Here is a 21,199-nt window from a genome sequence, read left to right as displayed (position 1 = left end):
TTGGGTCATTCCTGAACGTTTCTGAGAACCCGTAATCGCTGTAAGATCACCATTAAAATGGGTAGCTCAATCAAGGGACCAATGACGAGGGTGAGGCTGATTAAGGGGCGATCGGGAAATGTAGAAGCCGCGATCGCTAGAGACAGAGGTGAATTGCGTGCTAAGGTCGTGTAAATTAAACAAACCCTTGTGGCATAGGATAACTGCAACCGCCGTCCTAGCGCCTGAGCAATCCAAAAATTAATCCAGAAGAATAGGACTACAGGTGGTAGTAATTGTAACAGCAACACAGGACGCTCAAACAAGGCTCCACTTTCAGCGGTAAAAATCGCAATGATGGCAACATTAAGACATATGACTTGCAGGGCTGTAATCTTGGGAACCTGTTGATGGAGCCACGTTTTTCCCCACCAATGGCTTGCCCACCGCCGTGACACAACTGCCATCAGTAACGGCAGCATGAGTATCCAAAGGATACTTCCGAAAAGAGCCTCCGGGTTCAACTCGACTAGGGTTCTTGTAAACACCAGCAAGTAGAGTGGTAGCAGAATGATTTGCAGAATCAGATTAAACGGTAGGAGTGCGGTTGCCAACGAGACATCTCCTCCCGCTACACTGGTAAAAACGAGATACCAATCGGTACAGGGTGTAACCATCAGCATGATTAAGCCCACCCATAGATCAGGCGCATCTCGCAAGAATACCGCCCCTAGGCCCCAAGCTAGAACGGGTGTCCACAGGAAATTCATACCCAAGCTGGCAGTGGTGACATTAAGATTACGGATTGCGTGTCCAACCTGTTGCAGAGGCATGGGCAGAAAAGTTGCATAGAGCATAATTGCTAGCAGCGGCACAATGAGAGCGCTAGCCATTGGTGCCAACTCTGCAATTTGAGCCAGAATTAACCCTACTAGAACAGACAGTAGAACAAAAAAGGGCTGAAGTTTATCGAATAGAGACATTGCAGCCAGATGATATGTTGCGAACAAGGGCAGGGGCAGGGCTATACCTTTCCACTCATCTTGTTCACTACAATCTATCAGTCGTAGCAGTTCACTGGTCAATCCCGAACTTACGTTAGGACAACTGATGAAGCAATGGTTGAATCAGGGGATTGCAACCGTGAGTAACACACAGGAATTTCAATCACGAATTCGGCTCCTTGGTTTGGAGTCGAGAAGCATTGCAACGAGCCGTGATGTTTATCGACTACAATTTGGTAGCTGATTGACATCCCTAGCCCGGTTCCTTTGCCAATGGGTTTCGTTGTAAAAAACGGATCGAACAATCGTTGTTGTATTTCTTCTGGAATGCCAGGCCCATTATCTGAAATATGAATTGCTATCCAATTCGAGTCTTTCAATCGAGTACAAATCTGAATTTTCGGGGCTTCATCCTTCGTCCACTCGTGCTCTTCCAATGCATCGATCGAATTGTTCAGAATATTCATAAATACTTGATTGATTTGACCCACAAAGCATTCAACCTTGGGTAACTTTCCATAGTGTTTAATGACCTCAATTTCTGCTTTATCGTGTCTTGGCTTGAATCGATGTTGCAGAATCACCAAAGTGCTATCGATTCCTTCGTGAATATCTACAGCTTTAATATCAGATTCATCTAATCGAGAAAAATTTCGTAGAGTCAGAACAATCTGGCGAATTCTTTCAGTTCCCGATCGCATCGATATCAAAGTTTTTGGCAAGTCTTCAGCAATAAAATCTAGATCGATTGTCTCGATGAATTGGTCAATAGCTGGGCTAGATTGAGTGAATTCTTGTTGATACAAGGACACAAGTGCCAACAGATTCTGAATATACTCCGATATGGGAAACAGATTGCCATGAATAAAGTTAACCGGATTATTAATTTCATGGGCGATACCTGCCACAAGCTGTCCTAAGCTTGACATTTTCTCAGTCTGGATGAGTTGAGTTTGGGTAGTTTGCAATTCTTTCAGCGTTTGGCTCAGTTGCTCAGCTTGGCGCAGGGATGCTGCATGGGCCTCTCCTAAGCTAATTTGGCTGCTTTGCAGCGCTTCTGTATTGCGTTGAATCAGACCTGCCATTCGATCGAACGCTGCCGAAATTTTAGCGAGTTCATCTGACCCCGACAATCTAGCACGAACGCTCAAATCTCCCTCAGAAAAGCGATTACTGGCTTCCACCAAACGTCTCGCCCTTAGGGTCAGCACCTTGTCAAAGAAATACCAAATGCCGATACAGCACAGTCCTAAAAACAAAATGAACTCAATCGATCGCTGTAAGGCATCTTTCCACGCTTGATACTGTAACGCAGATAGTTGATTGTATTCTAAAAATAAAACCCCAACACGCGACGATAGAATTTCTCCGGGGGCAGGAGGAAACACCACAGGGTAGAGAGCTTGAACTGATTTTCGATCGCGAGATAGGTTGACTTGTCCAATCAGGGTTTGCCGTACCGACTGCACCACACCTGGATCAATTTCAATCGTGGTTTCAGACAGGAACAACTTGTAGAATTTTCGTTGCGTTGAAATAATAACCTGGTCAGTTTCATCCAACACAACTGCCACGTTGAGAAACGTTTCGTCTTGTAGTTGACTAATCACCAAATCCGTGCCAGTACCACCAGATTGACGATAGAGATAAGCCAAAATTCCAGAGGTGCGATCGCCAATGAAGCGAACATAATCAATTGCTTTTTCTTCGTTGCGCAAGTTTGCTAAAGCGATTTCTCGTTGAAACGAGTAAATACCTAACAAACTTCCTAATATCAACAACGTTGTGGGAATGGAATAGCGCAGGGGGGGCGGGAACCGCTTCGCAATCGATGAAATCTTCCACGCGCGTTTGATCGGAAATACAAGCATACATGAATCAGGTGCATAGGTGAGAACCATGCGGTTCAGGGGTCAAATCAAACCAAGCTACTAGTGTGGTGGCCCTACAGCTTCAGATTTTTAACAAACCGATCGTCAATCAGGCTGGCTGGGTCAACGGAAGTCTTCAATAGATTCTGACGCTGCATAATTTCGCTCAGTTGTTTAGCGCCTTTAATCAGCGTGGAGTTAGGGTTGCCCAATAGTTGCTGATTTTTAGCAAGATTTGGGAATTGAAGCCCTTTTAGCGAATTTAGGTACTCTTCAGAGGAGAGATTTTGCAATGGAGCAATTCGACTGGCGGCTGCTTTGGGCCGCTGTTGAAAATAGCGATGGGCTTTGAACCAGCCATTCACCAGCGATTGAACCGAACGCTGCTGGCGAGATAATACTGTGTCACGCGCAATGATTACATCCACAATCTCTCCTGGAATTTGGCTACTGTCAAATAATTGCTTAGCTCCGAGCGCCAGTAGATGCGATCGAGTTGGATCGTATGTAACAAGAGCATCTACCTTGCCTTGCTCAAAAGCAGTTTCTTGTTCTGATAGCGAAAGCAGCACAAGCTGCACATCATTGACAGAAAGCCCCACTCGTTCTAGAGCACGGTTCAACATAAAGGCGGCTACTTCTGAGGCTTCTAGCCCAATCCGTTGTCCGGCTAAATCTTTGAGTGAGGCGATCGACGGTTTAGAGAGGATGACATCAGCTCCATGTGAACTGTCGGTTACTAAAATCACCTTCAATGTTGGATCGGCCTCGGACAGCAACATGGATGTCCCCATTGTGGTACCCATTACTTCCACTTCACCATTGCGAAATGCTTGAATGAGGTCTGGTCCAGATGGATATTCCAATAAACGAATTGAGGTGTCTTGATAGTACTGTAGTTCTTCAGCTAGCTGAAACGGCGTAAATCCAATCCACTTCGGAATGCCTACGCGCAGCAGCGGTGCATTGATCTGCGGAACACAACTGATTAGTACGAGCGAATTCGCAATAAAGGCGATGACCACAAAAGCTCTATATTGATGAATACTTCGATGAAATCTTTGCCACCAATATTTGAAAAACTGACATCCAAGCAATAGGAAACAGATTAGGACAGGAGAATTGTTTAGCTTCGTGTGTGACATTGAGCGTCTTGGAGAATTTGGCAATTCACGGGCTTGAGAGCAACTGTCAATTGAAATGAGCCAGTCTAATCGCGAGCAACTGAATCATCGATAATTACGTTGTGCACCGTTATACAAGTGGTTTTTTGGACTCACGTAGAATTTGTAATCCGCAAGATGGCTGAAACCAGATTATCTACAGTTTTCCCAAGCCCGTTCTAGATCGAACAATCGATCGCCCCTCGTTTTTCTAGAATCGTCATTCTCAACCTTCATCTCCTGCGGTATGCTCTGAGATTGCAGAGGTTGAATTTCAGCAGTTTTTGTCCTCTGTTATCACAATTCTTTAATGTTCTTTGGCACGATTAGCGTTAACTGACGATGAACAACCGTGATCTAGTTTATATTGCTCTTTTTGCGGCTCTGACCATTGTTTTCGGGTTAATTCCAGCAATTCCCCTATCATTCATTCCAGTTCCGATTACAGCCCGATCGCTGGGTGTCATGCTGTCCGGGTCGCTATTGGGAGCCAAACGAGGTGGGTTGGCCATGATGCTGTTTTTGCTGTTAATTGCCATTGGCATTCCCCAAGCTTCCGGAGGCAGTGGCTTGGCGGTGTTTTTGGGCCCCAGAGGCGGGTTTTTGCTTGGATTTCCCTTGGGAGCTTTTACAATCGGCTGGCTCACAGAGCGGTTCTGGCGGCAGTTGAGCCTGAGTAATGCCATGTTGGCAAATGCCATTGGCGGCATTGCCGTGGTGTATGCGATCGGATTACCGTGGTTAGCTGTATTAGCAGGTCGTGAAACCGCCCTGTCTGCCGTAGCGTTTTTGCCAGGTGACTTGATCAAAGTTGGGATTGCGTCCCTAGTGGCGGTGATAGTAAAGCGATCGTATCCTCTAATTTCAGCGCGCTAGGCTGTCACGTACATGCGAATGACGTTGATTGCAGATGAATTTATTCAACAAGCACAACAGCGCCCACATCATGCCGCTATTTGTATTCGATCATCCCGATCGACGCAAACATGCAGTTATGGAGCATTGCTGACAGCCGCTCAGCAGGTCGCTGGTGCTATCAGACATCATTGTTGCCATCCCTCGCCGCTGGTTGGTCTATGGTTGACGAACCGCTTAGAGTTTCTAGAAATTTTTTTGGGCGTGGCCTTGGCGGGTGGGGTCGCGTTGGTGTTTGATCCGCAATGGTCAATTGACATCCTACAGCAGGTATGCCAAGAGTCGCTCGATTGGCTATTTGTGGATGCAACCCTAGAAGCAAAGCTAGCAACTGCCATTGATTCCCTGCCTTGTGCTGAAACAATCATGGTTCCCGCTGGGCAAGGCGCAGTCCAGCGGGGCAACTATGTGGATTGGCGACATTCATGGAGGCAAGAGCTTTTTACCGCCTCCCCAATCTCATCGGTTTGTTCAGATACAGACCCTTTTTACATTGGCTTTACCTCTGGTACAACTGGCACACCTAAAGGCGTCGTGCGCAGTCACCGATCGTGGGTGCAGAGTTTTGCTGCTAGCCGAGTTGAATTTGGAATCACAAAGAACGATCGCCTGCTGATACCTGGCTCGCTGATACATAGCTTGTCTCTGTATGCGGTGCTTGAAGGGCTAAATGCAGGGGCAACGGTGACGGTGTTGCCTAAATTCAGCGCTAAAACGGTATTGGATGGTTTGCATACTGATGCCATCACAACGTTAGTGGCAGTGCCAACGCTGTTGAAGACGATCACCAAAGCAGCCCAGACTCAAACCAAAATCTATCCATCACTTCAGCGAGTAATTGCCGGTGGCTCCAAACTAGACACGACCCTACGCAGCGAGCTACCGATCGTCTTTCCCAAGGCTGAAATTCTGGAATACTTAGGTGCGAGCGAACTTAGCTTTATTACGGTGGCGTCTTCCCATAACCCGGTTCCACCCCAGTCTGTAGGACGACCATTCCATGGTGTGGCATTGTCAATTCAGCGCACAGATGGCTCTGGAGAAGCGGCGATCGGAGAAATGGGATGGATTAGTGTCAAAAGCGCTATGCTCTGTTCTGGATATTGGCAGGCTGAAACAAGCAGCGGGTTTCGCATTGTCAACGGCTGGGCAACGGTTGGGGATTGGGGTTGGCGTGATGCTGACGGCTATCTGTATCTGGTGGGACGAGAACAAGATATGGTGATCACAAGTGGACTGAATGTTTATCCTTTGGAAGTTGAGAAAGCGCTGCAAGGTTTACCCGAAGTCGAGGAAGCCGTGGTCTGGGGGCTAGCCGATGCCGATCGAGGACAAGTGCTTTGCGCCGCCATTCGCTGGGCCCCTGATTGGAGCGATCGTCCCTTGACACGATTACAGTTACAACAGCGGCTTCAGCCTCAACTACCAGCAAGCAAATTCCCACGCCACGTGATCACCGTCGATCAATTTCCACTAACTACAAGTGGCAAAATCAACCGAGTTGCCCTAAAAGAAACTCTGGCTCGTATAACAGGCTCGCTTGAGGTGCAAGATTAGGGGGCAGGACAGCATCGGCTTTAAATCTACAGGCTTTAAAAGCTAGAGAGCAGTGATACATCAGCAGAGACAAGAAGCATTGATTGTAGCGGCTCGTCGTACTCCGATCGGGCGGGTGGGGCGATCGCTGCGTACTTTGCCCGTAGACGCTTTGATGGCTCCTGTTTTGCAGGCAGTGTTAGCAGATGTGGGGCTAATTCCCGATCAAGTAGATGAAGTGATTTTGGGCAATGCCATTGGCCCAGGGGGAAACCCCGCTCGCTTGGCTCTCCTGACTGCTGGGTTTCCGGTGCAAATTCCCGGAGTCACAATCGATCGCCAGTGTGGTTCTGGGCTAGAAGCCATTAATCTAGCAGCACGGTTGATTCAAGCTGGAGCCGCAGACGTGATCATTGCGGGCGGGATGGAAAGCGTCAGTACAGCCCCTTGGCGTATTGAAAAACCTCAATCGCTGTATGAACTGCCGCGTTTTGCGCATCGGGCCCGATTTGCACCGGATGGATTGGGCGATCCAGAGATGGGAGTGTCCGCCGAGACCGTAGCCCAGAAATTTGGTATTAGCCGCGATCGCCAGGATCAATTTGCCTTGAATAGCCACCTCAAGGCCATTGCTTCAATCCAGTCTGGACGCTTTCAATTAGAGATTGTGCCTGTTGCCATTTCCAGTACCACGGTCGTAGACCGCGATGAATGTCCCCGTGCGAACTTGACCCTAGAACGGCTAGCAAAACTGCGATCGGCGTTTGTAGAACAAGGTACGGTTACTGTAGGAAACACCTGTCCAATTAACGATGGAGCAGCGGCAGTATTGATGGTGTCTCAGTCAATGTTTGAAAAACTGGAGTTAACTCAAGGGTTACGAGTGGTCGATGCGGCCGCGGTGGGCGTCGATCCAACGGTATTGGGTATTGCTCCGGTTGCAGCCATTCAAGCTCTACTAAAGCGTCAGTCCCACCAGATCACACTCGAGCAAATCGATCGTGTAGAGTTTAATGAAGCCTTCGCCGCCCAGGTGTTAGCTAGTTTAGATGCGTTAGAAATTCCTGAAGACAAAGTGAATGTGGGCGGTGGGGCCATTGCCTTGGGGCATCCCTATGGCGCATCGGGTGCAATTTTGATGACGCGATTGTTCACCGAAATCGTGCACTTTTCTGCCCTGCCAATCCTGCCAATCCTGCCCAGAGCGCCTCGTTTGGGTTTAGCCACATTGGGGATTGCTGGCGGGTTGGGCATTGCCACGCTGGTCGAGCGCTATCAAGCGTCATAACTCCCATCGCCAATTACCCGATCGCATCTTCTTCCAGTTCCTTAAACCCCAATAGTCGTCGCATTTCTGCCAGTTCATCCCGGTGGGCAGTCACGGTGAGAAGACTTTGTGGATTAGTTTCAGTGGTTTCTAAGGTTTCTACGCGCAGCAGTACTTGTTCTGATCGTCCAGCCTTTTGCCAGTAGAAAATACCAGCAATCGGTGCAAACAACACAAGCAGCGGAAACAACGAGGCCGCTTTAGGAAACAACAGCGACAATACTAGCGATAGGCAAAAAATCCCGATCGCCGCTAGAAGGGTCAGAAAAACTGCCAAAAAAGCGCTAGGTCGAACCAATCCCTCAAATGTAATTTGATTTCGAGCCGCATCAACATCTGTGAGTCGGTAAGCGCGTCTCGTAAAGTACTGTTGAAGCTGCTCAAACAGGGGTTCTGCCCGTTGTTCAGTCACGAACCTGCTTATTTGAGTCCGATCTTTGGTGGAGGCACGAATAAAGAAAAACAGCCCGATTGACAATAGTAATGTCAGTAGGGCAGTAGATAAAAGAACTGAGTTTTGCATCACAAAAAGGCACGGCGCAAACTGGGCAACAAAATTGAGTATACGGCAACCCAGAGACCGCGATCGAACGTTGTTTGTTATACCTGATATTGAGACTTCGGCGATTTTTGTTAAAAACGTAGCGCTCTTGTCAGGGTAGCTTTAGCCAGCATCCAACAAGGAGGTCTACTCAATCGCTATCATCGAGGTAGACAGTGAGCCTAAACATATTGCCTTAGCGATGAGAAGATACTTGAATAGGTTCCGAGCGCCCCACATAGCCATACCAAAGCCGAGCCAATTCCTGCGCTTGTTGATACCAATCTGGACAAATTTGATACATGCGACGCGGGCGTCCTCGGCCCTCAACTTTCTTCCAATAGCCTGTAATGGCATTAGCATCCTCTAGAAACTTCAGAGCACTATAGAGCACCGTATCCGAGAGCCGATAGTTTGGGTATTCGTGCTCTAACAAATTAATCAGTTCCGTTCCGTAGGAATCTCGGTGTAACAGGACCGCCAGCACGTAGCAAACGGCTAATTCCTTATTAAGATAGAACGGAGGAGGATTACGAAAAAACTGATAAATGTCCTCAAAAGTAGTCATATCATTCATCATCCCGGTGATTGATCAATGGATAAATTGATGCAGCAGTTCCTCTGGCAATTGCTCAATCAGTTATCAAAAAACCGGTTGAATTATCTGTTGCCTCTACTTTGTTGCTTTCGACTTGTTGCCGTCAACTTGTCGTCTCCAACGGGTTGTTTCTAACAACATCCTCACTCACACCCTTACTATCAACCAGTGCTTATCAGTGACTTAGGTACGTTGAGATGCACCTGTTTATTGACACTGCGTGCTGCGTTTGGGCTAGCTTTTTTAGCCGTAACGATTAACCTGACTCTCCCGGGTCAAGGGTTGTCGTTTGTGCCATTAACCGATCGATTGATTAACGGCCGAATCTATGCTGCTTCAATCATGGATAAATCAACTGACTCAACCAACCTTCTCGACTCATACCCACCACAAGAGAACGTGAGATTTAGAGAGGAATAACGTGGAGGTATGAGCAAAAGGACGACTATTTTGCAAATGCAAACAGCCGATCGGTGACTCAGATTTTGATTGCTTGCTGCCAGATAATAATCACATTGTAGTCATGACCGGGGCAGTTTGTCTGTTCCTAATTCAAACTGGACTGGCCAAAAGTGCCATGAAATGCAGCTTTCAAGCGTCGTGCTCGTCGCCAACACCCCTATTTTGATTTTGTCTTACGCCACGGGTAGCGTCACAAAAAAGGAAATAGTTTTTAGCGCAACTATCTACAGAGTTCCTCGATTTTTTACAAAAATTAACTTTTTATAGGTAAATTTTTCTCAATTTCGAGTGCTGTGCTCTACACAAGTCCCGCTCGCAGAGCCACGACTGCTGCTTGCACTCGATCGTCCACAGCCAGTTTATTCATAATGCCCCGAACATGCGTCTTTACGGTATTGGGACTGAGATAAAGTGCAGCCGCAATTTCGGGATTGCTGAGTCCCTCTACCATCAGTTTCAGCACTTCTAGCTCCCGTTGCGATAGCTGTCCTACAATGCTGGGTTCAGTCGTGGTAGCAGGCTTCAGGTGATCCATGACCTGACGTGCTACGAGTGGATCTAGGTAGCTAGCTCCTTCGCCAGCGGCTTCAATGGCAGTTAGTAAGCGATCGACTGTTGTGCCCTTAACGCAGTATGCGTCTGCCCCGCTAGACAAGGCCCCAATTACCTCGTTTTCGGTGGTGTGCGAAGTCAACATCACCACATGAATCTCTGGAATAGCCGCTTTGATTTGCTGAGTGGCAGCAATTCCATCCAACCGCGGTAGTCCGATATCCATTACTACCACATCCGGTTTCAGTCGCTTTGCCTCTTCTACTGCCCTATACCCATCATCCGCCTGTCCTACTACAGTAATACCCGGAGCGGTTGATAAGGACTGCTCCAAGCCCAATTGCATCATTGGGTCATCTTCAACAATTAAGACCCGAATCGAAGATCCAGAAGAAGTTGACATAGCAAAGTTTTTGGGGATAGTTGGGTAGATTTTGGCAGAAAATGCCCTCAGTTAGGTTTTACCGAGGTGTTCGCTGCTTCAATTATTGCAAACCTGGGGAATTAGGAGTTGGGGGTAGATGGGTAAGCGGTTGGCTCATCTACTCTCATCTACTTACCCACGCCTTTTTTATCCTTTATCCTTCATTCTCTTTTCAAGGGCGGCACGAGCTTGTTCTCGATCGTCAAAGTGAACCTTTTCAGTGCCCAAAATCTGGTAGTCTTCATGCCCTTTGCCCGCAATTAGCACACCGTCTCCGGGTTGGGCTTGTAGAATGGCAACGCGGATGGCTTCTGCCCGATCGCAAATGACAGTAGGGTTGGTAGTTTCGGGGATGCCTGCGAGAATATCTTGCAAAATCCGTTCGGGGTCTTCGGTGCGGGGGTTATCGGAGGTGACAACTGCCCAATTAGACAGGGCGGCCGCAATGGCTCCCATTTTGGGACGCTTGGTGCGATCGCGATCGCCACCACAGCCAAATACGCAGATGAGGCGACCGGAAATGAACGGTCGGGCGGCTCGCAGTGAGTTTTCTAAGCTATCGGGGGTATGGGCATAATCGACAATTACACTGATGTCTTGATTAGGAGTGATTTGCACCCGCTCCATGCGACCAGGAACACCTGTAAAGGCAGGTAGGGCTTGAACGATCGGCTCGAGTGGTAAGCCTAAACTTAGGACAGCCCCAACGGCGGCTAACAAGTTGGCAATGTTGAACTGTCCGACCAGCGGTGACTGAAAGGCAATCTCCCCCTTGGGCGTGTGCAGAATACCGTGAACCCCGTCGGATTCATAAACTAGGTTGCTTGTCCACAGATCAGCGGACTCATTTTGAACACTGTAAGACCAAACTTGATCGATCGGCAGTTGCGCAATGAGCCGCTGGCCGTAAGGATCATCCAAGTTGACAAGGGCTCGTCCCTTTAGATAATTCGGGTTAAACAATAGCGCCTTCGCCTGGAAGTAGTCTTCCATGTCTTTGTGATAGTCCAGATGATCTTGGGTAAGATTGGTGAATACGGCTATTTCAAACGGGCAGCCCATAACCCGACCTTGCGCTAGGGCATGGGAACTAACTTCCATCACAGCATACTGACAGCCGGCTGCCACTGCTTCAGCAAATTGTTTTTGTAACTCTACAGCAAAGGGGGTGGTGTGCAATGCTGTCTGCTGATACCCTGCCCATCGAGTGTAGAGAGTTCCCATTAGGGCAGTAGGCTGTTGGGCGTGATTGAGCAGAAATTCAATTAAATGTGTTGTTGTTGTTTTGCCGTTAGTTCCCGTGACGCCAACGAGCTTGAGCTTTTGGGTAGGATAGTTATAAAACGCAGCGGCTAGTTGGGCACAAGCCTGGGTCATATCGGTAACAGGAATTAGGCAAGAGTCTTGCAAACTTGAGGAGGGGGCTGGCTTTTGGGCGGCAGTCGGCGAAACAACGGCGGCAATGGCCCCAGCAGCGATCGCACTCGACCAAAATTCTCCACCATCTACCCGTGTTCCCGGCATTCCAATAAACAAGTCTCCAGGCTGGCAAGCATGAGAATTCGTCGCTAGTCCTCGCACCTCTGCCTCTAAGGCTGGATGGTTAGGCAAGGCGGGTGAGCCGGGTAAAGTTGATAATAAATCTCTTAGTTTCATGGATCGCAACTCCTAACACCAATGAGAAGGGGGATGGAAGGATGAGGGATGGGGAATGAAGGATGAGAGAGATTGAAAGATATGCAGTCCTATCCCCTCGCCTTTCATGTTTGGTTTGGGCTTATTCTGCACTATTTTTTGAGATTTCAGATAGAGTGCTGTGTAACAAAATTAATCTAACCCTTAATCCTGATTGTCAACCTCATGAATGCTGTTCTGCCTCCTGCCTTAATTCTCGATCGGCTTTTGCAAGACTGGTTGCTGGAAGATATTGGTCGTGGCGATCGCACAACGCAGTCGTTGTTTGCTGATCAACTGAAATCAGGTAAGGCGGAGTGGAGATGCAAAGAAGCAGGGATCGTGGCAGGGTTGCCGATCGCGGCGCGGGTATTTCAACTGCTGGATCATCAAATGAAATTTACCTCGCTGGTCGGCGAAGGCCAATGGTGCGAGGCAGGTCAACCGATCGCCCAACTAGAAGGATTGCTAGATGCGTTGCTGATAGGTGAGCGGGTCGCGTTAAATTTGGTGATGCGGCTTAGCGGTATTGCCACCCTCACCCACAAATTTGTCGAGACAATTGCCGATTTGCCCACGCAACTTGTCGATACGCGCAAAACTACGCCAGGCTTGCGGCTATTAGAAAAATATGCAACCCAAGTCGGCGGAGCCATCAATCATCGCATGGGGTTGGACGATAGCGTTATGATTAAGGACAATCACATCACCGCTGCTGGTGGCATTGCCAACGCAATTGCTCAAATTCGCACCCGCATTCCCTATCCACTGACCGTCGAGGTGGAGACAGAAACTCTATCGCAGGTGCAGGAAGCGTTACAGCACAGAGCAGACATCATCATGTTGGACAATATGGCTCCAGACCTGATGCGTCAGGCGGTGAACCTCATTCGCCAAACTAACGATCGTATTAAGATTGAAGCCTCTGGTAATATCACGTTATCAACCATTCGCACCGTTGCTGAAACTGGGGTAGATTACATTTCCAGCAGTGCCCCAATCACGCGATCAACCTGGCTCGATTTAAGTATGAAAATGTAGGATGGACAACAGACAAATTTATTGCTTTCAGGTTTCTCGATCGTTTGTTGGCCGTGCTTTAAAGTGAAAGCGAGGTAGAATCCGGTTAAACTCTACCTCAATCATTGTTTGCCAACGATCGATTTCAAACGTTCCCTAGCTTACAGTATCAGACACTTTCAATATTCTCTTCATCGTCACCGTTCTCAGTGAGATTGGCCGGTTCAATTCGGTAGAGTCCTCCATCAGACTCGTCGGTGAGAACATACAGATAGCCATCCGGTCCTTGACGCACATCGCGGATGCGCCCAACCGTTTGCAACAGCAATTCTTCTTCGTGAAGCACTTCTTGGTCATTAAAAACGATCCGACGAATGCGCTGACTGGCAAGTCCGCCCACTAGCAGATTGCCTTGCCAAGCCGGAAATTGATTGGCAGTGACTAGCGTAACCCCAGAGGGGGCATGAGTCGGCAACAACTCATGGAACGGCTCGGTGACATTCTCCATGCGCCGTGCGATCGATTCAGGAATGGGACCTTCGGTGTCATAGTCCAGTCCACGGGTAACAAGCGGCCAGCCATAGTTGTTACCTGCTTCAAGCTGGTAAATTAAATCTCCGCCACGGGGGCCGTGATCAACCGCCCAAATTTCACCCGTTGCCGAGTTCACCATTAACGCTTGAATGTTGCGGTTGCCGTAGGTATAAAGTTCACCTGCAACCTCTGGATTCCCCACAAATGGGTTGTCATCGGGCACTGAACCATCCTCATTCAACCGTAGGACAGAGCCAGCATGATCGCTCAAATCCTGGGCCCGCAGTGGCTCGAACCAGCGATCGCCAATTGTTACCAACAATTTGCCATCATTCGTCCAGGCAAGCCGTGAGCCATAGTGTTGTCCGGGTTCAGAATAGCGATTTTGAACAAACACATCTTCGACATCAACTAATGTATTCCCCTCAAGCCGGCCCCGTGCTACAGCCGTTGCCGTTTCGCCATTTCCATTCGGCTTGGAATAGCTCATGTAAATCCAACCATTGGTTTCATAATCGGGATGCAGAGCCAGATCCAAAAGTCCACCTTGTCGTTCAACATTGACCTCAGGCACACCAGACACTTCGACAACTTCGCCATTGTCAATCAGATTGAGTCGTCCAGGGCGCTCGGTCACCAAAAGCCGTCCATCCGGGAGAAAGGCTAATGCCCACGGGTGCTCTAAACCACTTGCAATTTCCACAATGCGAATCTCTTCGTATTGAGTGTCTTCCGTAGCAACTTCCCGGAAGGTTGTCCCCGCTGTTTGTGCCCTCAAGGACTCGTTGGAGTGAGTTGAGTTGGCGATCGCGGGCATCGTCCAAGCCGCACCCAGCACCAAGGCAAGGGACAACACTGGTATCTGCTGCAATCGGATAGTCATGTGATGAATCAATCCCTTTACTCACGACATAAATGCCTATTGTCAAGGGTTGGCAGAATCTATGACATCTATCAAGAGTAGGGGCAAGCATAGGGACAAAAGTAGGGACAAAAGTAGGAGTACATTGCCCTAACTGCTTCCGGCGGTTGACTCATTCAATATACGGTCATTCAATAATATGATCATGGTTTTTATTCCAATGTTTGCAACAATCGGCGAATTTTAGCGCCTTGCTGGGGGTCTAACTGTTCTGGAAAGCGCAGTTCGATCGCCAGCATTTGGGCGGCACTGGTCGGAACCGCATTCGAGTAGCTGCTAGGATAGCGAGCCGGATCAAAACTGGTGGCTGAGACTGGCTCATGGGTGGGAATTGTCTCGATTGCTTCCACCTCAGCAATTAATCGGGTAGGAGTTGAATCATCAGCATGTTGACTGAGAAGCAATCCTACAGCTGAATGCACTGCTTGAGCCGTTAAACCAGGAATCGATCGAGCGTTCAGTTCCAACCGCAAGGTGCGAGAACTGAGCGCAACGGCTGTGGCCGGGTAGAATTGTTCTTGCCAATAGAACTGAGCCGCGGCGTGAATGCGTTTGCGAACTTTGGTGGGAGTGGCAGGCTTAGGATCGCGGAAGGCTCGAAACAGCCCAGTGGCGATGAACCGCAGCGAGTCCCAAGGCCGATCGATTTCCTGTCGCTGTTGCCGATACCACTGGTTCACGTCCGAATACAGCACCAGTACCAAATCATCATATTGGCGGGCAGAAACATCCACAAACATAACGGCAATTTCCGATCGATTGCCACTGGTATTGAGGCGAGTAATCACTCCGTTTAAGCGTACTTGCCGACCAAAATCGCCTCTGATCTCTAGATCTACCAAATCAGGTAAATTCACCGCCTGATCTAGTTGAATCCGCGCTCCGGTTTCACTGATATCGATCGTTTGTCCAGTCAGGGTGGCTTGTTCAGAACTGTGCACCAATACAGGCAACGATCGAGACAGCCGATGGGCCCGGCGCAGTTGCGGTTGCTCTAACGCGACCAGCAGAGCCGCAGCAACTAACACTAGGTTAAAGATGGCCCAAAAGGCGTTAATTAAGACAGGTTCGGTTTCTTCTGGACGCAGCACTAACCAGAAAGGAACTGCCAGCAAGGCCACAATCAGCAGCAATGTCAGAAGTTGGGAAATGCGAGTCGATCGCCAATCAAATTGGCGTTTTGTCACCGACAATCCCTTATCTGTAACGTTAAATTTTCCCAGCTTGGGGTTCAGCACCGCCAGTAGCGTGACAATTCCCTCTTGAAAAGCCAACGAGTACTCGAAAATTTCGTTCCAAAACGAAAACCGAGCCGTTTTGTTAGTGATGTAGTTGGCGTGTAACCCCAAGACAATATGGGGAAAGGCGTAGGCTAGCGTTTCAACACCCAATCCGCGCACGAGGTTAATGCCAAACAGCAAAAACAAAGCTGGAGCCAGCGCATACATGATGCGAGGAAAGCCAAAGAAGAAGTGCGTTGTGGCCGAGAAATAGCACAACCGCTGTGGCACCGTCAGTTTTAAGCGTGGGTTCAGCAACGGGTTCTCAATCCGCAGAATTTGCGCCATGCCTCGGGCCCAGCGCGCCTGCTGTCCTGCATAGGACGAGAAGGTTTCGGGAGCCAGTCCGGCTACCATAATTTTGTCGTAATACACCGAGTCGTAACCGTTCGAGTGCAGCCGCAGCGAGGTATGACAATCTTCTGTCACGGTTTCCACCGCAATGCCGCCCACTTCCATGAGGGGTTGCCGTCGCACAACCGCCGCCGATCCGCAGAAAAAGGCCGAGTTCCAAAAATCGTTGCCTTTTTGAATCACTTTGTAAAACAGTTCGTTGCTGGCGGGCACATGCCCTTGGGTGAGGAGATTGCGCTCAAACGGATCGGGATTATAAAACCAGTGGGGTGTTTGCACTAGCGCAACGTTGGGCTGAAAGAAAAACCCGACGGTTTCTTGCAAGAATTGCCGCGAGGGAATATGGTCACAGTCCAAAATCAAGATTAGATCACCGAAGGTGCGCTGCAAGGCTGTGTTGATATTGCCAGCTTTGGCATGATCGTTGTTATCGCGAGTGAGCAAGATACACCCCACTTCATCGCACATCTGCTGCAACTGGGCCCGCCGTTCGGGAAATTTGCGACCGTCATCCAGCACATATACCTGCTTTTTGTCGGCTGGGTAATCGATTGCCATCGCAGCTAGGGCTGTTTTGCGCACGATCGCCACATCCTCGTTGTAGGTGGGGATGAATACATCCACCGTAAACCAGCGATCGACGGGAAAGGCAGAGAGGTCGATGGGACGGCGTTCCTTAAGTTGCAACGTCTGAAAATACGACAGCAGCAGCGTAGCCACAGCATACAACTCAGCAGCAAACAACAGAATACTGAAAAAGCCGTTGACCCAACCATCCAAGTTGAGAGTATAGCTGAAGCGGTAGAACAAGTACCGGAAGGTGGCAACAATGCTGAGCCAGGCCAAAAACAGATGCAGTCCTTGGCTGGCATGTTGTCGCGCCTGTCGCTGTTCAGATTTAACAATTAGCCAGCTTAGCCCAATCAAAATACCGGCTAGGAGCAACTGCTGTGGCAGACTTAAAGGCGTGATGATTAGCGGCACAGACAGCACCAGCAGCAGAATCACTAGCCAAAACAAGTGCCATTTACCAGCCCAGGGCATCAGCGACTCGAACCAGTCTGGTAAGCCAAGAAGCCAGGTAATTAGTCGGGATTGTCGGGGTTGTCGGGGTTGAACTTGGGGAGTCATGGCAAGGGAGGGAAAAAAGGCGAACTTCATGCTTTCTTAACTTAGGCAACGCGGTTCATGAACAACTGCGAGAAGCTGTATAGCAGCAATGCTAGAAGCACCATACCGAGCAGCAGCAGCCACCAGTTATCTTGCAAGAACAGCACAATTCGTCGCAAAAGGGTTGTATTGCGAATCTGGCGGGGCTGGGTTTGCTGGAGAAATTCCAGGTTATAGCCGCTGGCATCGTAGGGAGAGGGGGTCGCTTGGTTGCGGCTAATTAGCACCGTGTCACCGCGCAGTTGCGAGAACAAGGGATCGCGGTTGAACAAATCCTGCACTTCCCGCAGTCCTTCATCGGTTTGTCCAGTTAGCGCCAATAACACCCGATCGCGACTCCAGGGCGAAGGAATGGCTTTGATGACGCCTTCTCGATCGGGCAAGGTTTGAGCTTGGCTTTGCTCCCACTGGCGGAAGAAGCCCGTTGCCAGCGATAGCCCTGATGATGACGCTTCGAAGACTTCTGGATACGGGAAGCGTTCGCGAGCACCGATCGCCACTAAGTTTTGCTGATCGCGGACTTCGGTAGGTACGGCGTTGGCTAGATAGGCTGTGAGTTTGACTGAATCCGATCGGCTGACGCGCCCCATACGCTCGCTGAAGGACAGCAACGTTTCGACATCGGTGTCAGTGGGATTATTAGGCAATACGATCGCGGTCGTTGAGAGATCTTGAGGCGAGGCGAGGGGAAAACCGGCTTTCAGCAATTCTAAATTCGGCACTTGCACAACATTCTCTCGGTTGAGGTTAAACCGAGTATCAGCGTGTAGAGTTCCCCAAAGTTGTTGATCGGCGGTTAACCCGCAGATCCCTGGTTGTTCCGGTTGCAGGATGAAGTGCACACCCAAGGTAGAATCGGGTTGAATCAAGTGAGGTGGCAGGTTGACGTTAAACGTATTGTCTTGACCATTACCGGTTAAGCGCTTAGAGCCGATCGTCACCCCATCAATCATTACTTCTACAGCCGAATTATTGGAGTTCAATTGTGGGCTGTGGCTATAGTGCAAGGTCATGGTGCTACCCTGCAACAGGCGATCGTCTGGTAAGGCGCGGAAGCCCACTTCAATAATGGGAGCGTTTGTACCATGCACAGTGATATCGCTGTAGGGTTGCCCATCGAGTGTAGTCAATTCCCGCAGTTGAAACTCATTTTGCGTAGGCAAATAGCCAGACCAAGAACGAGGTTCAGGAGTGGGCACTTGAGCGACGTTGCTGACGGTAACGGCTTGCCCCGTAGCCAACTGACGATCGGGCGCTTGCACCAGATATTGCACTGCTTTTAATACCCCCTCGGCTGAGTTACCCGTTGCCACTAGCACAGGAATATCGCGGTTTTCTTGATTGCGGGTTGTAGCAACGGCTAGCAAGCCAACATCATTGGGCAGGGGTTGACGGCTGCCGTCTAGAAGTTGACCGTTTTGCACCGAATAGCCCATCGCCAGCCGCGACAAAATTGGTTGATCAGCGGGTGTGCCAATCACCACTAATCCTTCAGTTGCCGAAATTTGATCGACATTCGTAACCAATCGTGTATCCAATATTTGACGATCGGACAAGCGACCGGCTGAAGCTTGGAATCGAGAAACGGCAGTCAACCAATCAGCGCTAAGCGATTGAGGTCGTAAGTAGGCAAGTTGGTTTGGTTCTAGCCCGAATTCGTCCAAGAAGGGATAGGGATATTGGCTGAAGTTGAGTGTGGTGGCTTTGGGAATAAACTCAAAGACAAGCTTGGAATCGGGCAGAATCTCTGTCCACAATGTCGGATCAGTAGGATTCGAGCAAGTATCTGAGGTTTGCTGCTCCGCGAGCATCGAAAGTTCGTTAGAGTCCTGAATTAAGTTGGCAGGAATATTAAAGGTGGCTTGCCCAATTTGCGAATCAGGTCGATCGAGCGGCACACTCCCAACGCTGGTGTCATTGACTCGCACGGTTAAATGCGATCGATCGGCTAGCAGCGAGGGAGAGTGTTGATAACGGATGATAGCCTTGGCCGATTCCACCGTCCATCCTTGAGGTCGAGTAAATCCCAGGCGGGTTTCGGGATAGACACCCTGGAGCCGCAAGCGATTGCCAACAACAGGGCTACGGTTTAGGGTCAGTGCATAGGTAATTTTGGTAGGGGCTTGTCGGGGCTGATTGCCAGATTGATTGCCAGACTGATTGCCAGGTTGGGGGCGAGTATCTGCTTGGGCTGGGTCGGCAGGTGCTCGATCGGCTGTATCCGGAGCAGGTTCGGGCACAAAGGCAGGCGCACTGTAAGCGGGCCCTTCTGGCTGCGGCACATAGACCGGTGGGGGAGGGGCTTCTGGTAGAACCAATTCCCGAATCACCTGATTTTCCTGTTGCTCCAGTTGGGTCACGTTTTGAGCGCGAACGAAGACTGGAATAAAGACGAAACTGATAAGTCCAAGACACAATAAGCTAATAAACGAGCGATAAAGCCAAGAATATCGGGATCTAATATGACGTTTCCAGGATGACATAGGGCGAGTTTACCTTGTGAAAAGCTGAGAGAATTAAGAAGGTGAGAGCCGAAGCATAGATAGATGATCGGATACCAATAGTGGCTTAAACAGAAGATTGAATCATGGCAGCAACCATTCGGAACGAATGGACTCTGAAGGAAATAACCCAAACCAACTCAAGTTTTGCGAATAGTAGGCAGAATCATTATCCCAAAACCCGTTTTCGTAGGAAGACACAAGCTTTTGCTGTCGAATTTGTTCTGCAATTGCCGGATCAACAATGCGAAATGCTGCATATAGCATGGCGTACTGGGCGGTGGATTCATAATTTACTAGCGGTTTGCCCTGCAAGCTAATCTGAGCCGGAATTGTGCGGGTCGATCGCCATTTAGACTTAAGCGGTTGCAGATGCTGCTGCAAATACTGCTCCGCCCGGGGTTCTTCAAACCAAGTCGCATCCAGGGCAATGCGCCACCAAACGCGATAGGCATCAAAGCTATAGATACTTTGTAGGGGGCTAGTGCGAGGCACAGGTTGAAATTCGCCAGTTTCGGTATTGAGTGCCACCCAGTTACTGGGCAAGCCAATGTCTGACACTTCCGCCGATCGAGTTAACACGTCATAGCTGCTATCTACTAAACTGAGCCAATCGCGATCGGGATCAACCTGAGCAAACAGACGAAAGGCATAGGGAGCCAGATAGGACGGATTGAGGTAGAGGCGATCGGGCTGCGGCTGAAACGCTTCGAGGGGTCCAGGCAGAAAATAGCGAATGGGTTCCCCGGTTTCTAGCTCAATGGACACCGTAGACAATCTCCATAAATCCGGCAGTTTGGTTTGCGCCAACTCCAGATAGGCGGGGTCTCCCCAGCGACGAGCAGCGAAAATCAGGGCAGTAATAGCATCGACATCAGCATCACTGGCAAAATTGCCGTCGATCGTCGTCCATTCCCCCTGATCATTGCGTCCCCACTTCCAACTCCATAACTGATCGCGACGGCTGCCATTGGCATTGCGGCGTTGTAGATTATTTTCTGACCATTGCAAAACCCGATCGAAGGTTTGGCGATCGTCCATAAATACGGCCCGCAGCAGAGCATAGGCTTGGGCTTCTGAGGTAGAACGATCGTTGCTTTCGCGATCGATTACCCGGCCGTCGGCTTGAATGAACCGCTGTTGATAAGCTTGCCAGCTTTGCTGCAACAGGTCTTCGGTAGACAGAACCGCTGCGTTAGCGTCAGTGGTTTCAGAGGCAGAGCCGAGCGAGGGAAATGAAGACACACAGCCCAACAGCATCGTACTCAAGAGCAAGAGACTGAAGAAACTGACCGATCGACCCAAATGAGTGATCCTACGAGAGGATCGAATCGATCGAGGAGTGGAGCACCGCTGAACTTTATTCATGGTT

At 49.4% G+C, this 21,199-nt stretch carries 15 protein-coding genes; 4 read left to right on the top strand and 11 right to left on the bottom strand.

Annotation, left to right across the window (positions count from 1 at the left end):
- Positions 1 to 5 precede the first annotated feature (5 nt).
- The 3 genes from OXH18_RS08820 to OXH18_RS08810 form a co-directional block, all read right to left on the bottom strand.
- Positions 6 to 962, bottom strand: coding sequence for an arsenic resistance protein (locus OXH18_RS08820; protein WP_268612161.1), 957 nt, complete (start codon positions 960 to 962; stop codon positions 6 to 8).
- 110 nt (positions 963 to 1,072) lie between these two features.
- Positions 1,073 to 2,854 (bottom strand): sensor histidine kinase, encoded by a 1,782-nt coding sequence (locus tag OXH18_RS08815; RefSeq protein WP_268612160.1) that lies wholly within the window; start codon positions 2,852 to 2,854, stop codon positions 1,073 to 1,075.
- A gap of 74 nt (positions 2,855 to 2,928) precedes the next feature.
- The gene (locus tag OXH18_RS08810; RefSeq protein ID WP_268612159.1) at positions 2,929 to 3,879 is read right to left on the bottom strand and encodes an ABC transporter substrate-binding protein; all 951 of its coding nucleotides are present in this window, start codon (positions 3,877 to 3,879) and stop codon (positions 2,929 to 2,931) included.
- Between the two features lie 480 nt (positions 3,880 to 4,359).
- Between OXH18_RS08810 and OXH18_RS08805 the strand changes: the two genes are divergently transcribed.
- The 3 genes from OXH18_RS08805 to OXH18_RS08795 are packed head-to-tail and all read left to right on the top strand — an operon-like array spanning position 4,360 to position 7,756.
- Positions 4,360 to 4,893 carry a biotin transporter BioY gene (locus OXH18_RS08805; RefSeq protein ID WP_268612158.1) on the top strand — a complete coding sequence of 178 codons (534 nt, stop codon included), beginning with the start codon at positions 4,360 to 4,362 and terminating at the stop codon, positions 4,891 to 4,893.
- A gap of 18 nt (positions 4,894 to 4,911) precedes the next feature.
- Positions 4,912 to 6,489, top strand: a complete 1,578-nt coding sequence (locus tag OXH18_RS08800) for an AMP-binding protein (protein WP_268612157.1) — start codon at positions 4,912 to 4,914, stop codon at positions 6,487 to 6,489.
- 52 nt (positions 6,490 to 6,541) lie between these two features.
- The gene (locus tag OXH18_RS08795; protein WP_268612156.1) at positions 6,542 to 7,756 is read left to right on the top strand and encodes a thiolase family protein; all 1,215 of its coding nucleotides are present in this window, start codon (positions 6,542 to 6,544) and stop codon (positions 7,754 to 7,756) included.
- A gap of 13 nt (positions 7,757 to 7,769) precedes the next feature.
- Here the strand turns inward: OXH18_RS08795 and OXH18_RS08790 are convergent, their stop codons facing one another.
- From OXH18_RS08790 to OXH18_RS08775, 4 genes are all read right to left on the bottom strand, one after another.
- Positions 7,770 to 8,318, bottom strand: coding sequence for a cofactor assembly of complex C subunit B (locus tag OXH18_RS08790; RefSeq protein WP_268612154.1), 549 nt, complete (start codon positions 8,316 to 8,318; stop codon positions 7,770 to 7,772).
- A 214-nt stretch (positions 8,319 to 8,532) separates the two neighbouring features.
- On the bottom strand, positions 8,533 to 8,904 hold the full coding sequence (locus OXH18_RS08785) for a PadR family transcriptional regulator (RefSeq protein WP_268612153.1): 372 nt from the start codon (positions 8,902 to 8,904) through the stop codon (positions 8,533 to 8,535).
- A gap of 790 nt (positions 8,905 to 9,694) precedes the next feature.
- Complete coding sequence (locus OXH18_RS08780) at positions 9,695 to 10,351, bottom strand: response regulator transcription factor (RefSeq protein WP_268612151.1); 657 nt, start codon at positions 10,349 to 10,351, stop codon at positions 9,695 to 9,697.
- A gap of 168 nt (positions 10,352 to 10,519) precedes the next feature.
- Positions 10,520 to 12,028 (bottom strand): UDP-N-acetylmuramoyl-L-alanyl-D-glutamate--2,6-diaminopimelate ligase, encoded by a 1,509-nt coding sequence (locus OXH18_RS08775; protein WP_268612149.1) that lies wholly within the window; start codon positions 12,026 to 12,028, stop codon positions 10,520 to 10,522.
- 204 nt (positions 12,029 to 12,232) lie between these two features.
- Here OXH18_RS08775 and nadC point away from each other — a divergent pair, with 204 nt between their 5' ends.
- On the top strand, positions 12,233 to 13,087 hold the full coding sequence (gene nadC / locus OXH18_RS08770) for a carboxylating nicotinate-nucleotide diphosphorylase (RefSeq protein ID WP_268612148.1): 855 nt from the start codon (positions 12,233 to 12,235) through the stop codon (positions 13,085 to 13,087).
- Positions 13,088 to 13,235: 148 nt separating this feature from the next.
- Here nadC and OXH18_RS08765 read toward each other — a convergent pair whose 3' ends face one another.
- The 4 genes from OXH18_RS08765 to OXH18_RS08750 form a co-directional block, all read right to left on the bottom strand.
- Entirely contained in the window at positions 13,236 to 14,483 is a 1,248-nt protein-coding gene (locus OXH18_RS08765) for a PQQ-dependent sugar dehydrogenase (protein ID WP_268612147.1), read from the bottom strand.
- A gap of 191 nt (positions 14,484 to 14,674) precedes the next feature.
- Positions 14,675 to 17,287, bottom strand: coding sequence for a UDP-forming cellulose synthase catalytic subunit (bcsA, locus tag OXH18_RS08760; protein WP_268612146.1), 2,613 nt, complete (start codon positions 17,285 to 17,287; stop codon positions 14,675 to 14,677).
- A gap of 41 nt (positions 17,288 to 17,328) precedes the next feature.
- Positions 17,329 to 19,686: a cellulose biosynthesis cyclic di-GMP-binding regulatory protein BcsB gene (locus tag OXH18_RS08755; protein ID WP_268612145.1), complete on the bottom strand. Its 2,358-nt coding sequence runs from the start codon at positions 19,684 to 19,686 to the stop codon at positions 17,329 to 17,331.
- 225 nt (positions 19,687 to 19,911) lie between these two features.
- Complete coding sequence (locus OXH18_RS08750) at positions 19,912 to 21,195, bottom strand: glycosyl hydrolase family 8 (protein ID WP_268612144.1); 1,284 nt, start codon at positions 21,193 to 21,195, stop codon at positions 19,912 to 19,914.
- Positions 21,196 to 21,199: the final 4 nt, after the last annotated feature.

The organism is Thermocoleostomius sinensis A174, from assembly GCF_026802175.1.
Lineage (GTDB): Bacteria > Cyanobacteriota > Cyanobacteriia > Elainellales > Elainellaceae > Thermocoleostomius > Thermocoleostomius sinensis.
Note: the sequence above shows the minus strand (reverse complement) of the source record. Positions and strands in the feature narration are given on the sequence as shown.

Excerpts from the sequence above, each read along its gene's own strand:
- OXH18_RS08785 (WP_268612153.1), bottom strand. The coding sequence starts at position 8,904 with ATGACTACTTTTGAGGACATTTATCAGTTTTTTCGTAATCCTCCTCCG.
- OXH18_RS08790 (WP_268612154.1), bottom strand. The coding sequence starts at position 8,318 with ATGCAAAACTCAGTTCTTTTATCTACTGCCCTACTGACATTACTATTG.
- bcsA (WP_268612146.1), bottom strand. The coding sequence starts at position 17,287 with ATGACTCCCCAAGTTCAACCCCGACAACCCCGACAATCCCGACTAATT.
- OXH18_RS08750 (WP_268612144.1), bottom strand. The coding sequence starts at position 21,195 with ATGAATAAAGTTCAGCGGTGCTCCACTCCTCGATCGATTCGATCCTCT.
- OXH18_RS08780 (WP_268612151.1), bottom strand. The coding sequence starts at position 10,351 with ATGTCAACTTCTTCTGGATCTTCGATTCGGGTCTTAATTGTTGAAGAT.
- OXH18_RS08765 (WP_268612147.1), bottom strand. The coding sequence starts at position 14,483 with ATGACTATCCGATTGCAGCAGATACCAGTGTTGTCCCTTGCCTTGGTG.
- nadC (WP_268612148.1), top strand. The coding sequence starts at position 12,233 with ATGAATGCTGTTCTGCCTCCTGCCTTAATTCTCGATCGGCTTTTGCAA.
- OXH18_RS08800 (WP_268612157.1), top strand. The coding sequence starts at position 4,912 with ATGACGTTGATTGCAGATGAATTTATTCAACAAGCACAACAGCGCCCA.
- OXH18_RS08775 (WP_268612149.1), bottom strand. The coding sequence starts at position 12,028 with ATGAAACTAAGAGATTTATTATCAACTTTACCCGGCTCACCCGCCTTG.
- OXH18_RS08815 (WP_268612160.1), bottom strand. The coding sequence starts at position 2,854 with ATGCTTGTATTTCCGATCAAACGCGCGTGGAAGATTTCATCGATTGCG.
- OXH18_RS08820 (WP_268612161.1), bottom strand. The coding sequence starts at position 962 with ATGTCTCTATTCGATAAACTTCAGCCCTTTTTTGTTCTACTGTCTGTT.
- OXH18_RS08805 (WP_268612158.1), top strand. The coding sequence starts at position 4,360 with ATGAACAACCGTGATCTAGTTTATATTGCTCTTTTTGCGGCTCTGACC.